General features: G+C 70.4%; 25 protein-coding genes and 1 pseudogene. 17 read left to right on the top strand and 9 right to left on the bottom strand.

The genetic code is table 11. The features are described 5' to 3' along the window. Positions 1 to 23: 23 nt before the first annotated feature. The 8 genes from ACZ5VD_RS43265 (at position 24) to ACZ5VD_RS43230 (ending at position 5,039) form a co-directional block, all read left to right on the top strand. Positions 24 to 641 (top strand): DUF2637 domain-containing protein, encoded by a 618-nt coding sequence (locus ACZ5VD_RS43265; RefSeq protein ID WP_468685968.1) that lies wholly within the window; start codon positions 24 to 26, stop codon positions 639 to 641. A 12-nt stretch (positions 642 to 653) separates the two neighbouring features. Further along, the gene (locus ACZ5VD_RS43260; RefSeq protein WP_030673588.1) at positions 654 to 845 is read left to right on the top strand and encodes a mobile element transfer protein; all 192 of its coding nucleotides are present in this window, start codon (positions 654 to 656) and stop codon (positions 843 to 845) included. 16 nt (positions 846 to 861) lie between these two features. Then, entirely contained in the window at positions 862 to 1,056 is a 195-nt protein-coding gene (locus ACZ5VD_RS43255) for a hypothetical protein (RefSeq protein ID WP_468685967.1), read from the top strand. Between the two features lie 25 nt (positions 1,057 to 1,081). Then, positions 1,082 to 1,330, top strand: coding sequence for a SpdD protein (locus ACZ5VD_RS43250; protein WP_468685966.1), 249 nt, complete (start codon positions 1,082 to 1,084; stop codon positions 1,328 to 1,330). A 157-nt stretch (positions 1,331 to 1,487) separates the two neighbouring features. After that, positions 1,488 to 2,783, top strand: coding sequence for a replication initiator (locus ACZ5VD_RS43245; protein WP_468685981.1), 1,296 nt, complete (start codon positions 1,488 to 1,490; stop codon positions 2,781 to 2,783). Then, the gene (locus ACZ5VD_RS43240) at positions 2,776 to 3,015 is read left to right on the top strand and encodes a helix-turn-helix transcriptional regulator (RefSeq protein WP_468685964.1); all 240 of its coding nucleotides are present in this window, start codon (positions 2,776 to 2,778) and stop codon (positions 3,013 to 3,015) included. Before ACZ5VD_RS43245 ends, ACZ5VD_RS43240 begins: the two co-directional genes overlap by 8 nt. Further along, positions 3,015 to 4,244, top strand: coding sequence for a tyrosine-type recombinase/integrase (locus tag ACZ5VD_RS43235; protein ID WP_468685962.1), 1,230 nt, complete (start codon positions 3,015 to 3,017; stop codon positions 4,242 to 4,244). Before ACZ5VD_RS43240 ends, ACZ5VD_RS43235 begins: the two co-directional genes overlap by 1 nt. A gap of 615 nt (positions 4,245 to 4,859) precedes the next feature. Beyond that, entirely contained in the window at positions 4,860 to 5,039 is a 180-nt protein-coding gene (locus ACZ5VD_RS43230) for a hypothetical protein (RefSeq protein ID WP_468685961.1), read from the top strand. Positions 5,040 to 5,119: 80 nt separating this feature from the next. Here ACZ5VD_RS43230 and ACZ5VD_RS43225 read toward each other — a convergent pair whose 3' ends face one another. Beyond that, on the bottom strand, positions 5,120 to 5,881 hold the full coding sequence (locus ACZ5VD_RS43225) for a phosphoglyceromutase (RefSeq protein ID WP_468685959.1): 762 nt from the start codon (positions 5,879 to 5,881) through the stop codon (positions 5,120 to 5,122). Positions 5,882 to 6,066: 185 nt separating this feature from the next. Here ACZ5VD_RS43225 and ACZ5VD_RS43220 point away from each other — a divergent pair, with 185 nt between their 5' ends. Together ACZ5VD_RS43220 and fxsT are read left to right on the top strand one after the other, a co-directional pair. Next, positions 6,067 to 7,377, top strand: a complete 1,311-nt coding sequence (locus ACZ5VD_RS43220) for an MDR family MFS transporter (RefSeq protein ID WP_468685957.1) — start codon at positions 6,067 to 6,069, stop codon at positions 7,375 to 7,377. 115 nt (positions 7,378 to 7,492) lie between these two features. Continuing rightward, positions 7,493 to 10,042 (top strand): FxSxx-COOH system tetratricopeptide repeat protein, encoded by a 2,550-nt coding sequence (gene fxsT, locus ACZ5VD_RS43215; RefSeq protein ID WP_468685956.1) that lies wholly within the window; start codon positions 7,493 to 7,495, stop codon positions 10,040 to 10,042. 2 nt (positions 10,043 to 10,044) lie between these two features. Here fxsT and ACZ5VD_RS43210 read toward each other — a convergent pair whose 3' ends face one another. Beyond that, positions 10,045 to 10,479 (bottom strand): DUF2000 family protein, encoded by a 435-nt coding sequence (locus ACZ5VD_RS43210; protein WP_468685955.1) that lies wholly within the window; start codon positions 10,477 to 10,479, stop codon positions 10,045 to 10,047. A gap of 49 nt (positions 10,480 to 10,528) precedes the next feature. On the opposite strand from ACZ5VD_RS43210, the gene ACZ5VD_RS43205 reads away from it, so the two are divergent. Both ACZ5VD_RS43205 and ACZ5VD_RS43200 read left to right on the top strand, forming a co-directional pair. Beyond that, a complete protein-coding gene (locus ACZ5VD_RS43205) occupies positions 10,529 to 11,395 on the top strand; it encodes a helix-turn-helix transcriptional regulator (protein WP_468685953.1) in 867 nt (288 codons plus the stop codon). Between the two features lie 321 nt (positions 11,396 to 11,716). Continuing rightward, positions 11,717 to 12,001 (top strand): hypothetical protein, encoded by a 285-nt coding sequence (locus ACZ5VD_RS43200; protein ID WP_468685950.1) that lies wholly within the window; start codon positions 11,717 to 11,719, stop codon positions 11,999 to 12,001. A gap of 111 nt (positions 12,002 to 12,112) precedes the next feature. Here the strand turns inward: ACZ5VD_RS43200 and ACZ5VD_RS43195 are convergent. The 3 genes and pseudogenes from ACZ5VD_RS43195 to mshA form a co-directional block, all read right to left on the bottom strand. After that, positions 12,113 to 12,493, bottom strand: a pseudogene (locus tag ACZ5VD_RS43195) (hypothetical protein); the annotation flags it as partial. Between the two features lie 73 nt (positions 12,494 to 12,566). Continuing rightward, positions 12,567 to 13,085, bottom strand: coding sequence for a type III secretion system chaperone family protein (locus ACZ5VD_RS43190; protein WP_468553132.1), 519 nt, complete (start codon positions 13,083 to 13,085; stop codon positions 12,567 to 12,569). Then, on the bottom strand, positions 13,078 to 14,415 hold the full coding sequence (gene mshA, locus ACZ5VD_RS43185; RefSeq protein ID WP_468553133.1) for a D-inositol-3-phosphate glycosyltransferase: 1,338 nt from the start codon (positions 14,413 to 14,415) through the stop codon (positions 13,078 to 13,080). Before mshA ends, ACZ5VD_RS43190 begins: the two co-directional genes overlap by 8 nt. Before the next feature lie 494 nt (positions 14,416 to 14,909). On the opposite strand from mshA, the gene ACZ5VD_RS43180 reads away from it, so the two are divergent. The 3 genes from ACZ5VD_RS43180 to ACZ5VD_RS43170 all read left to right on the top strand — a co-directional run bounded on the left by ACZ5VD_RS43180 (position 14,910) and on the right by ACZ5VD_RS43170 (position 18,852). Next, positions 14,910 to 15,722, top strand: a complete 813-nt coding sequence (locus ACZ5VD_RS43180) for a class I SAM-dependent methyltransferase (protein WP_468685948.1) — start codon at positions 14,910 to 14,912, stop codon at positions 15,720 to 15,722. Positions 15,723 to 15,888: 166 nt separating this feature from the next. Then, a complete protein-coding gene (locus ACZ5VD_RS43175; protein WP_468685946.1) occupies positions 15,889 to 16,980 on the top strand; it encodes a C40 family peptidase in 1,092 nt (363 codons plus the stop codon). A gap of 420 nt (positions 16,981 to 17,400) precedes the next feature. Continuing rightward, positions 17,401 to 18,852, top strand: coding sequence for a PP2C family protein-serine/threonine phosphatase (locus ACZ5VD_RS43170; protein WP_468685943.1), 1,452 nt, complete (start codon positions 17,401 to 17,403; stop codon positions 18,850 to 18,852). A gap of 47 nt (positions 18,853 to 18,899) precedes the next feature. Here ACZ5VD_RS43170 and ACZ5VD_RS43165 read toward each other — a convergent pair whose 3' ends face one another. From ACZ5VD_RS43165 to ACZ5VD_RS43150, 4 genes are all read right to left on the bottom strand, one after another. Further along, positions 18,900 to 19,235, bottom strand: a complete 336-nt coding sequence (locus ACZ5VD_RS43165; protein ID WP_468553234.1) for a DUF2516 family protein — start codon at positions 19,233 to 19,235, stop codon at positions 18,900 to 18,902. Between the two features lie 127 nt (positions 19,236 to 19,362). Then, complete coding sequence (locus ACZ5VD_RS43160) at positions 19,363 to 20,022, bottom strand: hypothetical protein (RefSeq protein WP_468685940.1); 660 nt, start codon at positions 20,020 to 20,022, stop codon at positions 19,363 to 19,365. Between the two features lie 78 nt (positions 20,023 to 20,100). Beyond that, positions 20,101 to 20,685 carry a helix-turn-helix domain-containing protein gene (locus ACZ5VD_RS43155; protein ID WP_468553138.1) on the bottom strand — a complete coding sequence of 195 codons (585 nt, stop codon included), beginning with the start codon at positions 20,683 to 20,685 and terminating at the stop codon, positions 20,101 to 20,103. Positions 20,686 to 20,893: 208 nt separating this feature from the next. Next, positions 20,894 to 21,649 carry a GbsR/MarR family transcriptional regulator gene (locus tag ACZ5VD_RS43150; RefSeq protein WP_468553139.1) on the bottom strand — a complete coding sequence of 252 codons (756 nt, stop codon included), beginning with the start codon at positions 21,647 to 21,649 and terminating at the stop codon, positions 20,894 to 20,896. Positions 21,650 to 21,873: 224 nt separating this feature from the next. On the opposite strand from ACZ5VD_RS43150, the gene ACZ5VD_RS43145 reads away from it, so the two are divergent. Together ACZ5VD_RS43145 and ACZ5VD_RS43140 are read left to right on the top strand one after the other, a co-directional pair. Continuing rightward, complete coding sequence (locus tag ACZ5VD_RS43145; RefSeq protein WP_468553140.1) at positions 21,874 to 22,545, top strand: DUF4097 family beta strand repeat-containing protein; 672 nt, start codon at positions 21,874 to 21,876, stop codon at positions 22,543 to 22,545. A 105-nt stretch (positions 22,546 to 22,650) separates the two neighbouring features. Further along, the coding region (locus tag ACZ5VD_RS43140; RefSeq protein ID WP_468685939.1) for an ATP-binding cassette domain-containing protein at positions 22,651 to 22,856 on the top strand (206 nt) is incomplete at its 3' end.

Below are 22,856 nucleotides of genomic sequence, written 5' to 3'. Positions count from 1 at the left end.
CTGAATCCGGAAGGAGCCGCAGCTTGCGCGCCCAACTGGCCCGTATCGATGCGGTGCTCGTCCAAGCCGTCATCGCCGCCGCCCTGTCCTTCGCCCACCTCCACGACATCGCCTCGGCGGCCGGGCAGGACGGGTGGAAAGCGTGGGCCTATCCCATCTCCGTCGACCTGCTCCTCGTCGCCGCCTGGCGCCGACTCCGGACCGGCGACGCCAAAGCCGCCGGGTGGTGCTGGTTCGTCATCGCGCTCACGGCCTCCCTCGGCGCGAACGTCGCCACCGCCGGACTCCTCGACCTGAACGCCGTGCCGGCCTGGCTCCGCATCCTCGTCGCGGGCTGGCCCGCGGTCGCCTTCCTCGGCGGCACGCTGCTGGCGCACTCGGCACCCACGTCCACCGAGGAACAACCGGCGGGCCAGGAGGAGGACACCGACGATCCCGCACCCGAGCCTCTTGCTCAGCAGGACGTAACCCCGGCCCCTGCCCCCTCCGCGCTGCCCGTCCCGACCGCCCTCGTCGAGCACGCCCGCAAGGTCGCCGCCGAGCACCACACCCGCACCGGCATGCCCATCGACACCCCCACCCTGCGCGCCCGGCTCGGCGTCCCCGCACCGATGGCCGATGCCATCGCCGCCCACCTTTGAGAGGAGACCCCCGTGACCGCCAACCGCCGCTTCCGCTCTGTCACCCGCATCGGCCCCGTCCAGGTCGGCACGTCCTACGACGGTCGCGGCCGGGAGAAGCACACCGCCGCCTGCACGGCCCCGCGCTGCGGCTTCTCCGCCGACTACGACAGCCGCGCCGCCGCCGAACTCGCCGCCCGTACCCACCGCTGCCCCGTCCGCTGAAAGGACCCTCGACACCGTGACCGTCAGCCTGCCGCTCGTCTTCGTGCTCGGCTTCTTCGCTTGGGGAGCGGTCAAGTTCCTCGGCGTCCGTACCTGGATCGTCGTCCTGGTCGCCCTCTTCGGCTTCTGGCTCTCACACACCTTCATGGCCCCGGCCATCGAGTCCGGCACGCGCTCCGGTGTGGACGTCATAAACGGCTCACACAACTAGACGAGTAGATAAGGAGAGCTCCGCCGTGTTCCTGCCCAAGTACCCCGACAGCCCGACCCCGCCGCCCACGCACACCCACGCTCCGGCCGACCTGGCCCCGGCACAGCGCACGCCGTTCCCGCAGGTCTCCATCAGTACCGGCGCGGTCGCGGCCGTGATCGTCGGCGGAGTCGTACTGACTGCGCTCCTGGCCGCCGTCGCCGTCACGGCCATTTCCGTAGCCGTCGCTGCTGTGGTCCTGCGCTCCATGCTCCGCGACTACCACCGGCGCTGAAGGCGCCCGGCCCCCGGGGTGGCTCGACACGACCAAGCATCCGCCGCCCCGGGAGTCCGTCACTCCCGACCGAGCCAGTCAGAAGGAGAGAACCATCCTCACCCGCACGACCCCGGCCCCCCTCCCGGAACTCGCCAAGCTCGCCTCACACGGCACCCTGCCCAGTATCCTCCGCCAGCTCTCCAGCCTCGGAGGCTGCACCAACCCCATCCGCCTCGACGGCCACCGTACCGAGTACGACGTCGACACCCGCACTGGCGAGATAGGCAACGTCCTCCACCGCCTCGACTCCTCGACCCTCCCCGCCGGCCACCTCCTCGTGCGCTGCAACAACCGCCGTACGACCCGCTGCGCGGCCTGCTCCGAGGTCTACCGCCGCGACACCTTCCACCTGATCACCTCCGGCCTGCGCGGCGGCAAGGGCACCCCGGAACGCGTCGCCGCCCACCCCCGCGTCTTCGCCACCCTCACCGCCCCCAGCTTCGGCCCGGTCCACAACCGCCCCACCGGCCCGGCCGGTTCAGTCCGCCGCTGCCGCTGCGGCACCCGCCACGACCAGGACGACAACGCACTCGGCACCCCGCTCGACCCGAACACCTACGACTACGACGCTGCCGTCCTCTGGAACGCCCATGCCGGACCGCTCTGGCGGCGCTTCACGACCTACCTGCGCCGGGAGGTGGCCAAGCGGGCCGGCCTCACTCAGCGAGCCTTCCGCCAGTACGCCCGGGTGTCCTTCGCCAAGGTCGCCGAGTACCAGAAGCGCGGCGCCGTCCACTTCCACGCCGTCATCCGCATCGACGGTCCCGAGGGCGGCGACACCCCGCCACCCGCCTGGGCCACGGCCGAACTGCTCACCGACGCCATCCGCACCGCCGCTGCCCACGTCCGCGTGGATGGACCAGTCATCGACGGACGCCCGCACGCCTTCACCTTCGGCCGCCAGCTCGACGTACGGACCATCCGCAGCGCCGACTTCGACGGCGGCCAGGAACTCACCGAACGGGCAGTCGCCGCCTACATCGCCAAATACGCCACCAAGGGCGCCGAGACAGCCACGGGAGCTCTCGACCGACCGCTGAAGTTCCTCGCCGAACTGGCCCAGCTCGACATCAGCGACCATGCCCGCCGTCTGATCCGAACGGCCTGGACCCTCGGCGCCCGCAAGGACCTCGAACACCTCCGCCTCCGCGCCTGGGCCCACATGCTCGGCTTCCGCGGCCACTTCTCCACGAAGTCCCGCCGCTACTCCACCACCCTCGGCGCCCTCCGCACCGCCCGCGCCGAATGGCGCCGCGCCCAAGCCGCAGCAACCGCCGAGACAGACCCGGACACGACCCTCGTCCTCTCGCACTGGGTCTTCGCCGGAACCGGCCTCTCCAACGCCGAAGCCTGGCTTGCTGCCTCACTCGAACCCGCCCCCGGAACCGAAGGAGAACCCACCCGTGGCTAACCGACGCCTCGCCGTCGCGGAACCGGCCGCCACACCGCGCTCCCTGCCCTCGCGGTACCTGACTCCTGACGACCTGGTGGAGATGTTCGACCTGCCCAGCGTCGAGACGGTCTACCAGTGGCGCCGCAAGCGCACCGGCCCGCGTGGCTTCCGCGTCGGCCGGCACCTGCGCTTCGACCCGACCGACGTCCGGGCCTGGGTGGACTCCCAGCGTGCGGGGGCGGCTGCCTGATGGCCGGACACATCCAAGACCGGTGGTACAAGACCGAGGTTGGCGCAGACGGCAAGAGCCGCAAGGTGAAGAGCGAGCGTTACGGCTCGGGCATGCGCTACCGCGCGCGCTATGTCGGCCCGGACGGTACGGAGAAGTCCAAGAGCTTCCCCGACCGGCAGAAGCGCCTCGCTGATCAGTGGATGGCGCAGACCGAGGCGGACATGGCCCGCGGGCAGTACATCGACCCACGCGCGGCCCGGATCACATTCCAACAGTACGCGGAGAAGTGGGCGACTCACGCGCCGGATCCGAACACACAGGCGTCGATGGAGTCGCAGCTTCGGCTGCACGCGTTCCCGTACCTGGGGTCGCGCCCTCTCGGCTCCTTCCAGCCTGCGCACATTCGCGACTGGGTGAGGCAGCTTCAGGAGAACGGCGTCCGTGGCTCGTACGCCCGGACGATCTACTCCAACGTTCGCGCTGCCCTGAGCGCGGCCGTGGACGACGGGCACCTCCCCCGGAACCCGTGCGCTGCTCGCTCCGTCCGGCCGCCAACCGTGGATGACAAGCGCATCGCCCCCTGGACGCCGGAACGGGTCTTTGCCGTCCAAGCCGGCATGCCCGAGCGGTTCCGGGCCATGGTCGACCTGGGTGGCGGCTGCGGGTTGCGACAGGGCGAGATCCTCGGCGTGGCCGTCGACGCGATCGACTTCGAGTCGGACACGTTGCATGTGGTCCAGCAACTCAAACTGAGCCGAAGCAAGGCCGTCTTCGCCCCGCCCAAGGGTGGCAAGCTCCGCGACGTGCCGCTTCCCGAGCCGGTCGCTGATGCCCTGCGGGCCCACATGAAGCGGTTCCCGCCGGTCGACATCACCTTGCCGTGGAAAGTAGCGGACGGGCCTATGGTGACCAAGCGGCTGATCTTCACCGGGCCGCGCGGCGGTCACGTCTGGCGGACGTCCCTCAACGAGGAGGTGTGGAAGCGTGCGCTGGCTTCGGCCGGTGTGATCCCCAAGCGGAAGACGGGCGAGTCGTACGCCGAGTCACGCGAGAACGGCATGCACGCGCTCCGTCACTTCTACGCATCGTTGCTCCTGGACGCCGGAGAGAACATCAAGGCCCTCGCCGAATACCTTGGCCACTCCGATCCCGGCCTGACGCTCCGCGTCTACGCCCACCTCATGCCGTCCAGCCAGGAGCGCACACGCAAGGCAGTCAGTGCGATCTTCAGACCGCAGAATCCCTAACCTTTCAACGGTCGGTTCAAATGACATCCGATTCGGATCCTCACATCTGAGCTCCGTTTCGAGGTTCCAAGTACAGGTTCCAAACAAAGATTCAAACCAGTAGAACCAAACCGGTTTACTTAACCTTGTTCACCAAGTCGATTTGGTCAAACCGATTGAGCAAAGCAACGGACCAGATCCGACGACCGCTTCACAAGGTATTGAATCCCCTTACCTTACAAGGTAAGGGGATTCTCGCTAGCGCGAGGTACAACAACGTCCCGAGAGCAAGGTGGCACGGGGCGACGCAGGTCGGCACCAGGCAACACGATGCGGCACGGGCCAGCATGGAGCGCCATGGAGCGACACAGGGCGATACGAGACGACTCCTGGAAAGATTGGAGAGTCTTGAAAGTCTCCAAGAAATGTTGGAGCGCTCCGCCTGTCCACGACCGTGGACAGTCTGCCCACGCAAACGAACAGAGTGGCTTTTAGCTGCGCGTTTGTCTGGCGCGTGATGACTATGGGAAAGTTTCAGCGGCATGCGAATGCCGCCCATGCACGGGCGGCATTCGCCTCCGTTGCCATACCCCAGAAATCACGTTGCGAAGTGACCGAGCACAGCTGGAGGGCTTCATGGTCCCACGCGTCGGCGTAACCGTCGACATCCACCCTCGCGATCTACCGATCGCGCTCATCGGCACGGCCGGCGGCGCTTTCGCCCTCTGGGCTGACGCCCCCGCCGAGATCGTCGCCCCCGTGGCACTGCTGATCGTCCTCGACATCCGCATCCGCCGTTGGAGCCGACGCACCTGACGGCCCACAGACGGCCCCAGAGCACTGAAAGGCCCCCCACCCGCAGAAAAACCGCAGGTGGGGGGCTTCATAGCATCGGGTTACTTCTTCTTGCCCTGGTTCTTGACCGCCTCGATCGCTGCCTTCGCCGCGTCCGGGTCGAGGTAGGTGCCGCCCGGGTTCAGCGGCTTGAAGTCGGCGTCGAGTTCGTAGGCGAGGGGGATGCCGGTCGGGATGTTGAGGCCCGCGATGTCGGCGTCCGAGACTCCGTCGAGGTGCTTGACCAAGGCGCGGAGGCTGTTGCCGTGGGCGGCGACGAGGACCGTGCGGCCGGCCAGGAGGTCGGGGACGATGCCGTCGTACCAGTACGGGAGCATGCGGACGACGACGTCCTTGAGGCACTCCGTGCGGGGGCGGAGCTCCGGGGGGATCGTCGCGTAGCGCGGGTCGTCGGACTGGGAGAACTCCGTGCCGTCCTCAAGGGGCGGGGGCGGGGTGTCGTAGGAGCGGCGCCACAGCATGAACTGCTCCTCGCCGAACTCGGCGAGGGTCTGGGCCTTGTCCTTGCCCTGGAGGGCGCCGTAGTGGCGCTCGTTCAGGCGCCAGGAGCGGTGGACCGGGATCCAGTGGCGGTCCGCGGACTCCAGGGAGAGCTGGGCGGTGCGGATGGCGCGCTTCTGGAGCGAGGTGTGCAGCACGTCGGGGAGCAGGCCGGCGTCCTTCAGCAGCTCACCGCCGCGGACTGCCTCCTTCTCGCCCTTCTCCGTCAGGTTGACGTCCACCCAGCCGGTGAACAGGTTCTTCGCGTTCCATTCGCTCTCGCCGTGGCGGAGGAGGATCAGCTTGTACGGTGCGTCGGCCATGCGTATGAGCGTAATCCAAGGCTTTGATCCGTTGCGCGCCCGCCCGACAAGCGGACAGTCGACCGACGGTTGGGTGACGGCTGAGTGACGGTTGACGGGATCTGTTAATTGGGTGGCCCCCTCCGACCCGGCCCTCGTAAGTTACGCATACCGCCTGAGCCGCTTACATCCGTGGGGGATCCGTCATGTCCGTCGCCGCCCTGAGACGTGCCACCCGCGAGACCGTCTCCGGACTCCCCCGCGAGTTCTGGTGGCTGTGGACCAGCACACTGGTCAACCGGCTGGGCGCCTTCGTCGCCACCTTCATGGCGCTGTACCTCACCATCGACCGCGGCTACTCCGCCTCGTACGCCGGTCTCGTCGCCTCGCTGCACGGGCTCGGCGGGGTGATCTCCTCGCTGGGCGGCGGGGTGATGGCGGACCGGCTCGGGCGGCGGCCCACCCTGCTGATCGCCCAGGCGTCCACCGCGGCCTCCGTCGCGCTGCTCGGGTTCGTGCACCATCCGTTCGCCATCGCCGGCGTCGCCTTCCTCGTCGGGATGGCGTCCAACGCCTCGCGGCCGGCCGTGCAGGCGATGATGGCGGACATCGTGCGGCCCGAGGACCGGGTGCGTGCCTTCTCGCTCAACTACTGGGCCATCAACCTCGGGTTCGCCGTCTCCTCCATGGCGGCCGGGTTCATCGCGGAGGTCAGTTACCGCGCCGGTTTCCTCCTGGAAGCGGGCATGACGGCCGTCTGCGCGGTCGTGGTCTTCCTGAAGCTCCCCGAGTCCCGGCCCTCCGTCACCGTTCACCGGTCCGCGACGCGGAAGGACGCCACGGACGAGGTCGGGCTCCGTACCGTTCTGCGCGACCGGCGCTTCATGAGCGTCGTCGGACTGTCCTTCCTCGTCGCGCTGATCTTCCAACAGGGCGCGGTCGGCCTCCCGGTGGCCATGGGCACGGCCGGGTTCACGCCCGCCGACTACGGCATGGCCATCGCCGTCAACGGCGTACTGATCGTCGTCCTGCAGATCCCCGTCACCCGTTTCATCGAACACCGGGACCCCAAGCGGCTGTTGATCGTCTCGTCCCTCCTCGCCGGGTACGGCTTCGGCCTCACCGCCTTCGCCGGGTCGCTCGGCGTCTTCGCCCTCACGGTCTGCGTGTGGACCCTCGGCGAGATGATCAACGCGCCGACGCAGACCGGGCTCGTCGTCCGACTGTCCCCGGTCCACGGCCGCGGGCGGTACCAGGGCATGTACACCCTGTCGTGGGCCCTCGGCGCCCTGATCGCCCCGCTGATGTCCGGCGTCGTCATCGACCACTTCGGTGCGGAGTGGCTGTGGGGGCTGTGCGCGATGGTCGGGACGGTGGCCGCGGTGGGGTTCGGGGTCCTGATGCGGCGACTGCCGGAGGAGGCGGAAAAGGAGGGAGCGGAGGAGGGTGCCGTGGTTGCCGGCTTCGTCCCCGACTGTGCGGACGCCGGTACGGACCCCGAAGTCCGTACGGTCTGACCCCGCTCCGTTCCGCACGGCCTGACGCCGACTCCCCGCTGAATGCCCACCCCACGCGGTATACAAGAAGCTGCGGTACGGGGCCCGTTGGGGCCGCTGGGGTGGGAGACAAGGCGTGACCGACACATCCGAGTTGATCTTCATCAGTCATGCCGGGCATGACGGCCAGTGGGCGGAGTGGGTGGCCTGGCACCTCCAGGAGGCCGGCGGGTACAAGGTCGAACTCGACCTCTGGCACTGGCGTTCCGGCGAGGACTTCGTGCTGAAGATGAACGGGGCGCTGGAGCGGGCGTCCGCCGTCGTCGCCCTGTTCTCCCCGCAGTACTTCGCCCCGGGCCGGTACACCGAGGAGGAGTGGACCGCCGCCGTGGCCGGCCGGGACCGTTTCGTCCCGCTGGTCATCGAGCCTCTGGAGCCGGGCCAGTTGCCCGCGATCCTCCGGCCCCGCATCCGCCAGCCGCTGCACGACCTGGACGAGGCCGCGGCTCGCCAGGCACTGATCGAGGCGGTGCGGGGACGGGAGATCCCGACCACCTCGCCGACCTTTCCCGGCAAGGCATCCGGGGCGTCAGGGGTGTCCCGGACATCGCGAACCACCAAGCACACCCGCTCATCCACTCCGCAGGGCCTCCAGCCCCGCTTCCCCTCCGCCACCAACGATCCCGCCGTGTGGGACGTACGCCAGCGGCGCAACCCGCACTTCACCGGCCGCAGCGAGGTCATCGACGAGGTGCGCGGCGGTCTGCTCGGCGCGCGGCGGGCCGCCGTACGGGGGCTGCACGGGCCGGGCGGCGTCGGGAAGACGCAGGTGGCGCTGGAGTACGCGCACCGCTTCGCCGGACAGTACGACCTGGTCTGGTGGGTCGACGCCGAGCAGGTGGAGCAGGTCCCGGCGCGGTACGCGGAGCTCGCGGCCCGGGTCGACGTGGCCAAGCCGGACGCCGGTGCCGAGGTCAACGCCCGGTACGCGCTGGAGTATCTGCGCACCCACGACCGTTGGCTCATCGTCCTCGACAACGCCGAGGATCCTCGGCAGCTGCGCACCTGGCTGCCGGAGGGCCCCGGCCATGTCCTGATCACGGCACGCGACCCGGCCTGGAACAGGATCGTGCCGGCGCTCTCCCTGGGCGTGTTCAGCCGTACCGAGTCACTGGCCTACCTGAACAGTCAACTGCCCACGCTGACCGAGGAGATGGCGGATGCCCTGGCCGACGCTCTCGGCGACCTGCCGCTCGCACTGGCACACGCCGCGGGCGCGCTCAGCGAGGGGACCCCGCCCGACCACTACCTCCAACTGCTGCGGACCAACACCGCCGAACTCCTCAACGACGGTGAGGTGTACGACTATCCGCTCTCCGTCGCCGCCACCGTCACCATCGCCGCCGAACGCCTGGACGCGGGCCGTCCTGAAGCGGCGGCCCTGCTGCGCCTCGCGGCGTTCCTCGGGCCCGAGCCCATTCCGACGTCGTGGCTCGTCGAGGCGCGCGGGGCGCTCACCAGCATCCCCGGGGACCCGCACGACATCCGCTGGCCGCGCAACGCGCTCCAACCGCTCGCCCAGTACGGGCTGGCGATCGTCGGGCCCGACGCGTTCCAGGTGCACCGGCTCACGCAGGCGGTGGTGCGGCATGCCGCCGCGGACCAGGCCACGGGGGCGGTGCAGGACGTGGCCGCGTTGCTGGCCGCCGTCGATCCCGGTGATCCCGAACTGCCCGGTTCCTGGCCGGAGTGGGCATCGCTCACCCAGCATCTGACGGCAGCGCTGGACGCGATGATCGGCAGAGACGAGCTGCGGCCGACGTACCTTAAGGCCGCCAGATACCTCGTGCGCAACTCCCAGCCCGAGGCGGCCCACGGCCTTGCCGAGATCATGCACGCGAAGTGGAAGGCTTCTCTGGGCGAGGAGGCACCCGACACACTGAGCGCGGCGCACCTGATGGCCGTGGCCCTGAATGAAATGGAGGCGTACGAGAAGGCCCTGCCTCTCGTCAAGGAACTCTTGGAGAGACGCCGCAGAGTGCTCGGGGAAGAGCATCCCGACACGCTGAGCGCGACCCACGATCTGGGCGTCGCTCTGGGCTCGCTGGGCAGGCACGCCGAGGCATACCCCATCCTCAAGAATGTCGCGGCACGCCGCCAGTCGGCGCTCGGCGAAGACGACGTCGATGCCCTTCGCTCCGTTGCCATCACCGCGGTCAGCCTGTTGGGCCTCGACCGTGTCGACGAAGCCCACCAGCTGCTGACGGGCGTCTTGGCCCAGTTCCGGCGGGCGTTGAACGAAGACCACCCGACTGCTCTCGTCGCCGCAAGCTTCATGGGCATCGTCCTGTCTCAGCTCGGCAGATACCCCGAAGCTCTTCACCTCCTGAGGGAGGTCCTGGCACTACGCCGGCAGTTGCTGGGTGACCGACACACGGACACGCTCCGCAGCGCTGACGTCCTCGCCTCGACACTCATCGACACCGGCCAGTACGCCGAGGCGGAGAAGCTGCTGCGCCCCACCCGAGTTCGCGTCCGGGAGTCCCTCGGAACCGACCACAACCTGTACGCCGATGTCACCCGCACCCTGGCCGACGCCCTGGCCCCGCAGGGCAAAACCCACGACGCCCAGAAGCTGCGCGCCTCCCTCAAGCAGAAGAAGTCCCCGAAGAAGAGCAGACGCTGACCTCAAGGATGCATCCGCGCTCCCTTCACCACCTTGTCCACCGCGTTCCGAGGCCCGTACACAGCCAGCCCCACCACATCCAGCTCCCCCGTCGGCACTGCCCGCACGGCGGCCCGGTTGTCCCGGTCGTTCCCCGTGGCGAAGAGGTCGGACGTGAAAAGTGCCCGTGGCAGCGCACGGGACAGCACGCGCGCGTGGGCGGCCGTCAGCGTCTCCTTCGACGCCTCGAAGACCATCACAGGCTGGCGGAACATCGGCAGGTAGGACACCCCGTCGGCGTCCTCGTACGGCTCGCCGATCACCTCGGGGATCTGCGAGCCCAGGCCGCTGACCAGGAACGACGTGACGTTCAGTCGCTGCCAGGGCTCCAGGTCCTCACGCAGCAGGACGGCGATCTTCGTATCGAATCGGATGGACGAGATGGGTTCGGTGCTCATGCGATGAGACTGCCGAGCGTCGTACGACACCGTCTTGTACGTTCTTTGCATGGCCGCTCAACAGGCCCAGCCCGCTCGGCGTGAGGTCTCCGCCTGGCGTCCGGCCGTCCCGGGCGTCGTGGAGGTGTTCCACGCGCACTTCACGGAGTACGCGTATCCGATGCACGTCCATGAGGCGTGGACGCTGCTCATCGTGGACGACGGGGCCGTACGGTACGACCTCGACCGGCACGAGCACGGCACCCCGCACGACACGGTGTCCCTGCTGCCGCCGCACGTGCCGCACAACGGCTCCCCCGCCACCCCGGAGGGCTTCCGCAAGCGGGTGCTCTACCTGGACGAGACCCATCTCCCCGAGGACCTCATCGGTGCGGCCGTCGACGGGCCCGATCTGCGGGATCCGCTCCTGCGGCTGCGGGTCGGGCAGTTGCACGCCGCGCTCGCCGGGCCGGGGGACGAGCTGGAGGCGGAGAGCAGGCTGACGCTCGTGGGCGAGCGGCTGCGGGCCGGGCTGCGTCCGGCCGCCACCGGGCCGGGCGGGCCTCGCCGGGATCCCGTCCTCGCCCGGCGGCTGCGCGAGCTGCTCGACGCACGGGTCCCACAGGGCCTTCCGCTGGCCGAGGCGGCGGGGCTTCTCCAGGCCCATCCCGCCCATCTGGTACGGGCGTTCAGTGCCGCCTACGGCATCGCGCCGCACCAGTATCTGAACGCCCGGCGCGTCGACCGGGCCCGTCGGCTGCTGCTCGCGGGGAGCGGGGCGGCCGACGTCGCCGTCGTCACCGGGTTCCACGACCAGGCCCATCTCACCCGGCACTTCAAGAAGCTGGTGGGCGTGACGCCGGGGCGCTATCGCGACAGCGGGGGCCGGGAAGGGCGTACGCCGGTCGAGGATCAGCGCAGGAGAACTGAGGGTTAGAGCAGGAGACCTACGGACGTTCGTTCGAGAGATTGGCGGAAGGCGTCCGTCCTCCGGTGTCCGGCGGTTAGCGTCGCGCCCATGGAGAACACTCGGGATTCACAGGACACACAGGACACACAAGATTCAAAGGGCATAACCAGCCCTCAGGACAGAACAGACTCTCAAGGGGCGCGGAAGGTCCAGGCGTTACGCGTCAGACGTGTCTCGACCGCCGTCGCCGGAGCCGCGGCTCTCGTCGCCCTCAGCGTCGGCGCCGCCCTCGCGGCGAGCTCGGACGACGGTGCCACGCCCTCCCCGAGCGCGACGTACAGCGAACCGGTGACCGACGCGCCCGTCGACGAGGGCAGCAGCGACGGATCGACCGGAGGCGTCGACCCGGACGGGCCCCACCCCAGTCCGCCCCAGCCGACCGAGCCGCCGATCCCCACCGGCGAACCCACTGCCGAGCCGAGCGGCGAGCCCTCCGTTCCGCCGGCGGACCTCGAAGAACTCAACCGCCGGATCACCGAACTCGACCGGAAGGTGGACCAGTTGCCCACCAAGAAGGAACTGGCCGACGCCTTGCGGGCCTTCGCCGACGAGCTCGACAAGCCCGAGTCCTAGCCCTGGTCTTGGGCCTTGCCCTAAGCCCTGGCCCTGGTCCTGGTCCTGACTCGACGTGCCCAAGTCGGACGGCCAGATGAGGTCGGCACGTAGGTGCTTCGGCTGTGGCTGCGTGAGGTTCTCCAGGATCTCGCGCAGCCACGGGCTGCGGACGGCCGGCAGCCGGACCGGGGTGTGTCGGAACACCTCCGGGTCGGCCCGGAACAGGTAGCGGGAGCGCGGCGCGGGCGGGTCGTCACGGAGGACGCCGTCGGGCAGGCCGCCCGACGCGGGGACGGACAGGTACGGCTCGGGAAACACCGGTCACAGCCACACCCCGAACGGCAGCGGCACCGGATATGCCGAGGTCGGCGGGCCGGGCGGGGTCCAGGTCTCCCCCGTCTGCGGATGGGCCGGTACGAGGAGGAAGTCGGCGTCCGCGTCGGGGGCGGGCCGTCCTGGCCGGCCCGGGACGGCCAGGACGGCACCCCGCACGGGACCGGGGCCAGCCGGTCAGCCGGTCAGCAAGCCGGCCGGTAAGTGAGTCAGCCGGTCAGTGGATCAGCAGGCCAGTCGGTCAGTTCGGTCAGTCGGTCGACCGCTGGCCCGCGTCCGACCGTCGCATCAGATGCGCGAACGCGTCGAGGTTGCGGGTCGGCTCGCCCCGGGAGACCCGCCACTCGTACTCCTTGCGGATGGCGGAGGCGAAGCCCAGTTCCAGGAGGGTGTTGAAGGCGCCGTCGGCCGCCTCCAGGACCTGGCCGAGGATGCGGTCGATCTCGTCGGCGGTGACCACGGGCAGCGGCAGTCTGCCGGTGACATAGACGTCGCCGAGGGAGTCGACGGCGTAACTCACGCCGTACAGCTTGAGGTTGCGTTCCAGGAGCCAGCGGTGGACGGCGGGCTCGTTCTCGTCGGGGTGGCGGATGACGAAGGCGTTCAGCGAGAGGGAGTGGCGGCCGACCAGCAGGGACACCGTCGTCGACAGTTTGCGGGTGCCGGGGAGCTTCACGACGTAGTTGCCGGGGGCCGGGCTCTCCCATTCGAGCTCGGCGTCCTTCAGCACACCCTCGATGACCTGCGCCGCCTTCTGTGCCTCAGCCATGGAGGGAGCGTACGCGACGCCGGTACGACTGGGTCGCGGCCGTGTAGACGTCCGCCGTCGCGGCTGCCGAGGTGTCCCAGCCGAAGGACTGGGCGTGCCGGGCGGCGGCGTCGCCCATCTTGGCGGACAGGTGCGGGTCGTCGGCGAACTCGCCGAGCACGCGCGCGTAGTCGGCGGGATTGTGCCCCCGTACGAGGACCCCCGTCCGTCCGTCGTTCACGGCCACCGGCAGCCCGCCGACCGCGGCGGCGAGGACCGGCGTGCCGGCCGCCTGGGCCTCTATGGCGACCAGGCCGAAGGACTCGCTGTAGGACGGCATGACGAGCAGTGAGGCAGCCCGGAACCAGTCGGCGAGCTGCTCCTGGCCGACGGGCGGGTGGAACCGTACGACGTCGGCGATGCCCAGGCGCGCGGCCAGCTTCTGCAGGCCCTCCGGCTTGGCGAGGCCGCTGCCGCTGAGGCCGCCGACGACGGGCACCAGGAGGCGGGAGCGCAGCTCGGGACGCTCGTCGAGGAGGACGGCGACCGCGCGCAGCAGCACGTCGGGGGCCTTCAGGGGCTGGATGCGGCCCGCGAAGAGGGGGATCAGGGCGTCCTGCGGGAGGCCGAGGCGGGCGCGGGCGGCGGCGCGGCCGTCGGCGGGGCGGAAACGGTCGAGGTTCACGCCCGGGTGGACCACGGCGACCTTGGCGGGATCGGCGGCGTAGTGCCGTACGAGTTCCTCGCGCTCCTCGGTGGTGTTCGCGATGAGACGGTCGGCGGCGGCGACGATCTGGGTCTCGCCGATGACGCGGGCGGCGGGTTCGGGGGTGTCGCCGTCGGCCAGGTTGGCGTTCTTGACCTTGGCCATGGTGTGCATGGCGTGCACCAGGGGGGCGCCCCAGCGCTGGGCGGCGAGCCAGCCGACATGGCCGGAGAGCCAGTAGTGCGAGTGGACCAGGTCGTAGTAGCCGGGGCGGTGACCGGCCCAGGCCTGCATCACGCCGTGCGTGAAGGCGCACAACTGGGCGGGCAGCTCCTCCTTGGCGAGGCCCTCGTAGGGACCGGCGTCCACGTGCCGGACGAGGACGCCCGGCGCCAGCTCGACGGTCGGCGCCAGGGCGGCCGTCGTGGCCCGCGTGAAGATCTCGACCTCGATGTTGATCGCGGCGAGGCGCTGCGCGAGTTCCACGATGTACACGTTCATGCCGCCCGCGTCGCCGGTGCCCGGCTGGTGCAGCGGTGAGGTGTGCACGGAGAGCATGGCCACCCGGCGAGGCTTGCGATACAGCCGGAGCCGGTGGGGCGCGGCCGACGAGCGCCGCCCGAGCCTGCTGACGTACTGGCTCACGTGGCGTTCCTCCTCGCTGCGGGCATGCCTGAAGGAGGGTGTGGGGCGCCCTCCAAGGTGGTGCAACGCCGGAGGACGCTGCTCCATTTCCTTCGGGGTTCCTTCCGCACGGGATTTGCCGAATCATTACCGGAGATCGCTCAACCGTTCGAGGGCGGAATGCGTGGCAGGGCGCGGCAGGCACAGCGAGTGCTTCGCGATGACCCGCGTGGCGGCTACGGCCCCGGGCACCTGCACCGCTCCTACGACCCCGGATGCCTGCACCGCTACTCCGGTCCCGGATGCCTGCATGACTACTCCGGTCCCGGGTGCCTGCATCGCCACTGCGGCCCCCCGGCTCCTGCACGGCTACTTCGACCCCGGGTGTCCGCGTGGCGACTCCCGCCGCGGGTGTCCGTGTGACGACTCCGACCCCGGGTGCCCGCGTGACGACTCCCGCCCCGCCGGCCCCCGTGGACGACTCCCGCACTGGCCGCCCGCATACCCTCGTAGGCATGACCTCCCGTGCCGCCACCCGTCCCGTGGGCACGGTGACGCGCGGCACGACCAACCCCAACCGGCTGCGGCGCATGGACCGCTGGATCGCGGCGACCCACGGCGCCGAACTGCGCCGGGCGGAGGACCCCGTCGCCGTCGACCTCGGCTACGGGGCCGCGCCCTGGACGGCCGTGGAACTGCTGCACCGCCTCCGTACGGTGGCGCCACGCGCGCGCGTGGTGGGCGTCGAGATCGAACCGGCACGGGTCGCGGCGGCGAAACCGTACGAGCGCGACGGGCTGTTCTTCCGGCACGGCGGCTTCGAGATCCCGGTCCCCGGACGGCTCCACCTGGTCCGTGCCGCCAACGTCCTGCGGCAGTACGACGAGACCGAGGTGGCCGCCGTGTGGGAGCGGCTCCGCACCCGGCTCGCCCCCGTCACCGCGGACTCCCGTGGCGGACTGCTCGTCGAGGGGACCTGCGACGAGATCGGACGCCGGCACGTGTGGGTCGCGCTCGGACCGGAGGGACCGCGCACGGTCACCTTCGCGACCCGGCTGGGCTCCCTGGAACGCCCCTCGGACCTCGCCGAACGGCTGCCGAAGGCGCTCATCCACCGCAATGTGCCGGGCGAGCCGGTGCATGCCTTCCTGCGCGACTTCGACCGCGCCTGGGCGGCGGCCTCGCCCTACGCGTCGTACGGCGCCCGGCAGCGCTGGATCCGGGCCGTACGGGATCTCACCGCCGACTGGCCGGTGACGGACGGGCCGGTGCGGTGGCGGCAGGGGGAAGTGACCGTCCGCTGGGCGGCGTTGGCACCCCGGATCTGAGGAACGATCTCCGTGAGTCGTTCGTCACAAAGGCGGGGGATCGTCGTACCGACGGCCGGAATGGGGGAGGAAGTCACTGCCTCTGTCGTTTCACGTCACGACGTGGCACGATCCCCCAGACGTCCGTAAGTTACTGACGGTAAATCAGCTTTTGGGGGACAAGGGTATGGGGACGGGGACGGGGAAGCATCGCCTGATCTCGGCGACCGTGATCGTGGTCTGCGCGGTCACCGCACTGGCGGCACCGGGCACCGCGTTCGCGAGCCCCACCCCCACACCATCGGCGACCTCGACACCGAACGTGTCCTCGACCCCCTTGGCCACCACGGACCTTGAGGCCGTGCGCGAGAAGCTCGACAAGCTCTACCGCGAGGCGGCCTCCGCCACGGACGCGTACAACGCGGCCGAGGAGAAGGCCGAGAAGCAGTCCGCGGATCTCGTCGAGCTGGCCAAGAAGATCGTCGAGGGCAAGGAGAAACTCGCCGAGCTGAAGGAGCGCGCCGGCGCCGCCGCCCGGTCCCAGTACCGCAACGGCGGACTGCCGGACGAGGCCCACCTCCTCCTCAGCGACGACCCGCAGGAGTTCCTCGACGGCACCGGCCGGGTCCTCCAGGGCCAGCGCGCCACCAAGGGCCTGATCGCGGAAATGTCCCAGACCCAGCAGGACCTGGAGCAGTACGCCAAGGACGCCTCCGCCCAGTGGGAGAAGCTGGAGTCGGGCCGCAAGACCAAGGCGGCGGCCAAGAAGAAGATCGAGAAGCGGATCGCGGCGGCCGAGGAACTGGAATCCCAGCTGGAGGCGGACGAGAAGGAGCGCCTCGCCGAGCTGGAGAAGCAGGCCGCGCTCAAGGCGCAGACGGCCTGGCTCGACTCCGGCGTCCTCGACGAGATCAGCACCAAGGCGACCGCGCAGGGCAAGAAGGCCGTGGAGTACGCGACCGCCCAGATCGGCAAACCGTACGAATGGGGCGCCGAGGGCCCTGGGACGTACGACTGCTCCGGCCTGACCTCACAGGCCTGGGCGAGCGCCGGCAGCGCCATCCCCCGCACCTCGCAGCAGCAGTGGCAGCAGCTCACCCGGGTCGCCGTCGAGAACATGCGCCCCGGAGACCTGATCATCTACTTCGACGACGCCAGCCATGTCGCCCTGTACGTGGGCGACGGCGCGATCATCCACGCCCCGCGACCGGGGCGGACGGTGACGATCGCGGGGGCCGGGTCGATGCCGATACTCGGGGCGGTGCGGCCGGACGCGTGAGCAGGTCGGCACCCGGCACGGGCGGCAGGTCGGCACCCCGCCCGCCGGAGGCGCAGGTCAGCACCCCGGCACGACGGGGCAGGTCAGTGCCCCGACCACCGGGAACAGATCGGCGCCCCCACTCAAGAGATGCGGGAGGCGGGTCGGCACCCGGCCGGTCACGGCGGTGACGCACACCACGTGACCTGGCCCACGGCCAACCGCCCGCCAAACACCGCGCGGACGTGACGTTCGTCATCCCCGGTCCACCCCCGCCCTGTCCAACTGCGTTGCGGATCAGGGCATATGACAGCGGCGCGCGTCCGGACGGCGTGGTGCACACCATTCCGTTGCGGTGCCCACTACCGCTATGGTCCCCGTCGGTAGGTCGAGGCCCCTCGCCCTGCCGTGCCCTCGGGGGGAGGGAAGGAACCCAAGACGATGCCCGTACCCGTACCGCGGCAGAGAGCGATCCCGGCCGTGGAAAGTGGTCAGGCGCAGCCCGCGTCCACCGGCGCAGGCCCCTCCGAGGAAGAGGCCCAGCGCGAGGCGCACCCGACCGGGAACCCGATGGCCGGGAACCCCACGGCCGGGGACACCGGCCGCACCGGCGCCACCCGGCCGAACACCCCGGCCACGGCCGACGCCGTGTCCGGCGCCTCCGGCCTGCCCAGCACTCCCTGCCCGCCCGGCGCACCCGGCTCCACCTCCACGGCCGCCGGCGCCGCCCTCACCCTCCTGGTGATCGAGGACGACCCGGGCGGTTCCACCGTCGTGCCCGAACTGCTGGACGCCGCCGGCCGGCCCATCCGCGTCCGCACGGCCCGCAACCTCACCGAGGCCGCGCGGCTGCTGACCGACGACGTCCACTGCATCCTGCTCGACCTCGCGCTGCCCGCCCCCGCCCGCCCCGGTGACGACGACGAGCTCGCCGTGCTCAAGCACGTGCTGGAGCTCGCCCCCCGGCACGCCGTGCTCGCGCTCACCGCGTCCGGCGACGCCGAGCGCGGCACCGAGGCGGTGCGCGTGGGCGCCCAGGACTATCTGTACCGGGACGAGCTGGACGGCCGGCTGCTGAGCCGGGCGATCCGGTACGCGGTGGAGCGGAAGCGTTCCGACACGGCCGAGCGACGGCTCGCCGAGGGCCGGATGCGCGCCCAGGAGAACCGCCGTCTGGAGCGCGGCCTGCTGCCCACGCCTCTCCTGCAGGGCTCCTCGCTCCGCTTCGCCGCCCGCTACCGCCCCGGCCGCTCGCGCGCGCTGCTCGGCGGCGACTTCTACGACACCGTCCGCACCCCGGACGGCACGGTCCACGCGATGATCGGCGATGTCTGCGGCCACGGCCCGGACGAGGCGGCGCTCGGCGTGGAGCTGCGCATCGCCTGGCGTGCGCTGACGCTGGCGGGCCTGTGCGGCGACCAGCTGCTCGGGACGCTCCAGCAGGTCCTGGAGCACGAGCGCTCCGACGACGAGATCTTCGCGACCCTGTGCACGGTCGACATCGCGCCGGACGGCCGCCGCGCGGGTCTCTGCCTGGCCGGTCACCCGGCCCCGTTGATCGCCCGCCCGGGCCGGCCCGCGCAGCTGCTGCCGTACGACAACAACGGCCCCGCCCTCGGGCTGCTGCCGGGGGCGCGCTGGCCGCGCACGCAGGTGGAGCTGGGAGCGGAGTGGAGCCTGATGCTCTACACGGACGGCCTGATCGAGGGCCGGGTCGGCGAGAGCGGTGAGCGGCTCGGCCAGGACGGCATGGTGCGGATGGTCCGCCGCCAGCTCTCCGAGGGGCTGCGCGGCGAGCGGCTGCTGCGGGCGGCGGTCAACGAGGTCCGCGACCTCAACGGGGGCGAGCTGACGGACGACGTGGCGGTCGTCCTGCTGGACCGGGTGGGCTGACGTCGTACGGCTGAGCCGTACGAGGCCGGCCGACCCCGATCGGTGGGTCAGCGCCCGCCGTTGTACGGCCCGTACGGACCGTCGCTGCTGGAGCCGCCGCGTCGGCTGCGTCCGCCGCCGGGGAGGCTGCGCAGAGCCGGCCGGACGTCGACCATGTACACGATGGTCGCGACGAGGCCGATGATCGGCAGGAACGACAGGATCGGGAAGAGCAGGTTCACCACGAAGGCGATGCCCAGGACGATCAGCCAGAACGGCTTGGTCTTCTTGTCGGCCGCCCGGTAGCCGTCCTCACGGCGCGTGGCCGCGTCGAGCAGCGCGAAGCCGCTGAACACGATCAAGGCCATGCTCAGCAGCCACATGAAGCCCGTGAACCCCTGCATCAGCACTACGTCCACCACCAGACTCGGCTTGTCCTTACGCGGTCACCGTACCCGCAACCGCTCATCCGCTACCCGAAGAACGGGCCGGGCACTCCTGGAGTGCCCGGCCCGTGTTCCGCTGGTCCGCTCACTTGGCGGGCGGCGTGGTCTTCTTCGCGGTGGTCTTGCGGGCGGCCGGGGCCTTCTTGGCCGCGGGCTTCTTCGCCGGGGCGGCCTCGGCGGTGGCCGCGGCCGGCTTCGGCTCGGCCTTGACCACGACGGGCTCGGCGACCGGCTCGGCCGTCGGCTCGACGGCGATCGCCAGCTCCTCGATCTCCTCGGCGGCCTCGCCACGCCAGGTCTTCACGGTCTGCTCGCCGCGCTCGGCGACCTTCTCGTAGGTCTCGCGGGCCTTGACGGCGTACTCGGCGGCGACACCGACACTGCGGAGCGCGAAGTCCTGGGCGTTCTCGCCGAGCTTCTTGAGGTCCGCGTCGATGGTGGTGCCGAGCTTCTTCAGGTCACCGTCGAGGGTGCTGATGAACTCGCCGACCTTGGTCTGAAGGCCCTCCTGGGCCTCCTTGGCCTTGACGCTCGCCTCCTTGGCGCGCGCCTGGGCCTTCTCCTGCACGGCCTTGGGGTCGGTGTTGCGCACGGCGTCGATCCGCGCCGGCGCCTCGGCGCGCAGCTGCTCCACCAGACCGGGCACCTTCTTGGCCTGCTGAAGCGCGAGGTCGGCGGTGCCGGCGGCGAAGTAGAGCGGAGTCGGGTCGCTGAAGGTCTTGCGCAGGTCGTCGGTGATGGCCATGGTGATGGTCCTCCCGGAATCGCTTTCGGCTGAGGGTTTTGGTGGTCCGCAGTCAGTCGGCCGGTGCCCTGGTCCGGCTCAACTGGCCGTCTGCTGCGGGTCGGCGTCATTGCCGCCGGTCGTGCGGGTGGTGCGGGTACGGCGTGCGGCGGGCTTCTTGCGCCCGCCCGCCGTGCGGGTCTCTCGTACGGCACTCTCGGCGTCCTGGGCGTTGTCGGCACCGTCGCTCCGAGCGCTCTCGCTCCGAGCCCCGGCGTCGTCGGCGGCGTCCGCCACCTCGCCCGTCCGCTCCTTCTCGCCCGCCGCGGCGATCTCGAATCCGTTCTCCTTGCGGAAGGACTCGTAGATCTGGAGCAACACCTGCTTCTGCCGCTCGTTCAGCGTGGGATCGGCGAGGATGACGGCACGCGTCTCCACCTCGTCCCGGTCCCGCTCGGCGTCGAGGATCCCGGCCCGCACGTACAGCGTCTCGGCGGAGATCCGCAGGGCCTTGGCGACCTGCTGCAACACCTCCGCGCTCGGCTTGCGCAGTCCGCGCTCGATCTGGCTCAGATACGGATTGGACACCCCGGCGGCGTCGGCGAGCTGCCTGAGCGACAGCTGCGCGTTGCGCCGCTGCTCGCGCATGTACTCACCGAGATTGCCGACGTTGAGTGTTGCCATGCCCCCACCTTGCCCCACCCCCGCTAACTATTGCAAGCACACGCTTGCAAAAGTGCGCTACGCCACGATGAGGGCCCGGGGCGCCCGCACATGACACGCGCCGCACCGATCAACCGCCTACCCGCAACCGCCTACCCGCCACCCGCGATCCGCCGCCCACTGCCAACCTCCCAGCGCCCGTGACCGCCGGCCGCCGCCCCTCTTTCCACTACCCGCGATCCGGACTCGGCTCGACGGTGTCGGTCGGGGCCGTTTCGGCTTTCGCGTAGAGGACTTCGCGGGCCTGTTCCGCGGCGCGGGTCATGCCCTCGCCGACGAAGTCGACGAAGCGGGCGATGCCTTCGAGGCGGGCGGCGGCCGGGGTGTCGGGGCCGAGGATGCCGACGCCCTTGCGTGCGGTCTCGGCGATCTGGGTGTGGGCCCGGGCGGCGGCGATCATCCCCTCGTACCAGACGTCGTTGTCGACGAGGTAGCGCTCGCGGCGGCGTTCGTCGCGTTCCCGGCGGATGAGTCCTTGGTTTTCGAGGAGGGTGATCGCCTTGGAGACGGACGCCGGACTGACCTGGAGGCGCTGGACGAGTTCGGACGCGGTGAGGCTGCCCGCGTCGGTGGTGTAGAGGGACGCCAGCACCCGGGACGTCATCTTGGGCAGGCCCTGCTGCACGAAGACGGCGGCGAACGTCTCCTCGTACTCCCGGACGGCCTCGACGTCGCGCCCGTGAGCCTGCGGGGGCACCTCCGCCCCCCGGGGCGCGGCCTGTCTGCGCCGGTGGGTGCGGCGTTCGGTGGCCCGGTGGGCCGGCTCGGCGCGGTAGACGGCCGGGCCGCCGTTGCGCATCACCTCGCGCGTGATCGTCGAGGTGGGGCGGTCGAGACGTCTGGCGATCTCCGCGTAGGCGAGCCCGTCGGCCAGCCCCAGCGCGATCTGCTGGCGTTCCTGCTGGGTGAGCCTGCCTCCCGGCATCGCGATCTCCCTTCGTGCACTTCCCTGACGCCCCCACCATAGCGTTCACTTTCAATCCATTGCAACGCACAGGCGACTGGCGTTGCATTAGAACCAGATCCATTGCAACGATTACTCGGCTTTCACCTGCGATTACTGCAGTCATGCGCAACGAACACGTTGCCAGATCCATGAACGCAACGTAGCTTTTCCAATGTCAGAAACAACGAGTCGAGGAGAGCACGATGCAGAAGTTCGACACCACCGCCCCGATCTCCGCCGTCCTCGACATCCCCGCCGGACGTGTCCGCTTCATCGCCGCCGACCGGGCCGACACCACGGTCGAGGTACTGCCCGCGGACGTCTCGAAGGGCCGCGACGTGAAGGCGGCGGAGCAGATCACGGTCGCGTACGGCGACGGCGTCCTGCGGATCGTGACCGCACCGGCGAAGAACCGGCTCCTCGGCAACTCCGGATCCATCGAGGTGACCGTCCAACTGCCCGCCGGCTCCCGCATCGAGGCGAAGGCGGCCAGCGCCGAGTTCCGGGGCGTCGGACGGCTCGGTGACGTCGTCTTCGAGGGCGCGCAGGGCTCGGTGAAGCTCGACGAGACCGCGAGCGCCCGCCTCACCCTCCTCGCCGGCGACATCTCGGTCGGCCGCCTGGGCGGCCCCGCGGAGATCAGCACCCAGAAGGGCGACCTCCGCATCGCCGAGGCCGTGCGCGGCACGGTCGTCCTGCGCACCGAGTCCGGCGAGGTGTCGGTCGGCGCCGCCCGCGGAGTCTCCGCCTCCCTGGACGCCGGCACCACCTACGGCCGGATCCACAACGCGCTCAGGAACACCGACGGCGCCGACGCCGACCTGAGCATCCACGCGACCACCGCCCACGGCGACATCACCGCCCGCAGCCTCTAGCCGACATCACCACCACCGGCCTCCGCCGACAGCCACCACGTACAGCCATTGCCTACAGCCACCACCTACAGCCACTGCCGACTGCCTCTGAAGGAGCCACCCCTCATGACCGACCCGGCCATCGCGGCGAACGGGCTGCGCAAGTCCTACGGCGACAAGGTCGTGCTCGACGGCATCGACCTGGCCGTCCCCGAAGGAACGATCTTCTCTCTGCTCGGTCCGAACGGTGCCGGCAAGACCACCGCCGTGAAGATCCTCTCCACCCTCATCACCGCCGACGCCGGCGACCTCCACGTCGGCGGCCACCACCT

This window comes from Streptomyces sp. NPDC032822 (genome assembly GCF_055578825.1).
Note: the sequence above shows the minus strand (reverse complement) of the source record. Positions and strands in the feature narration are given on the sequence as shown.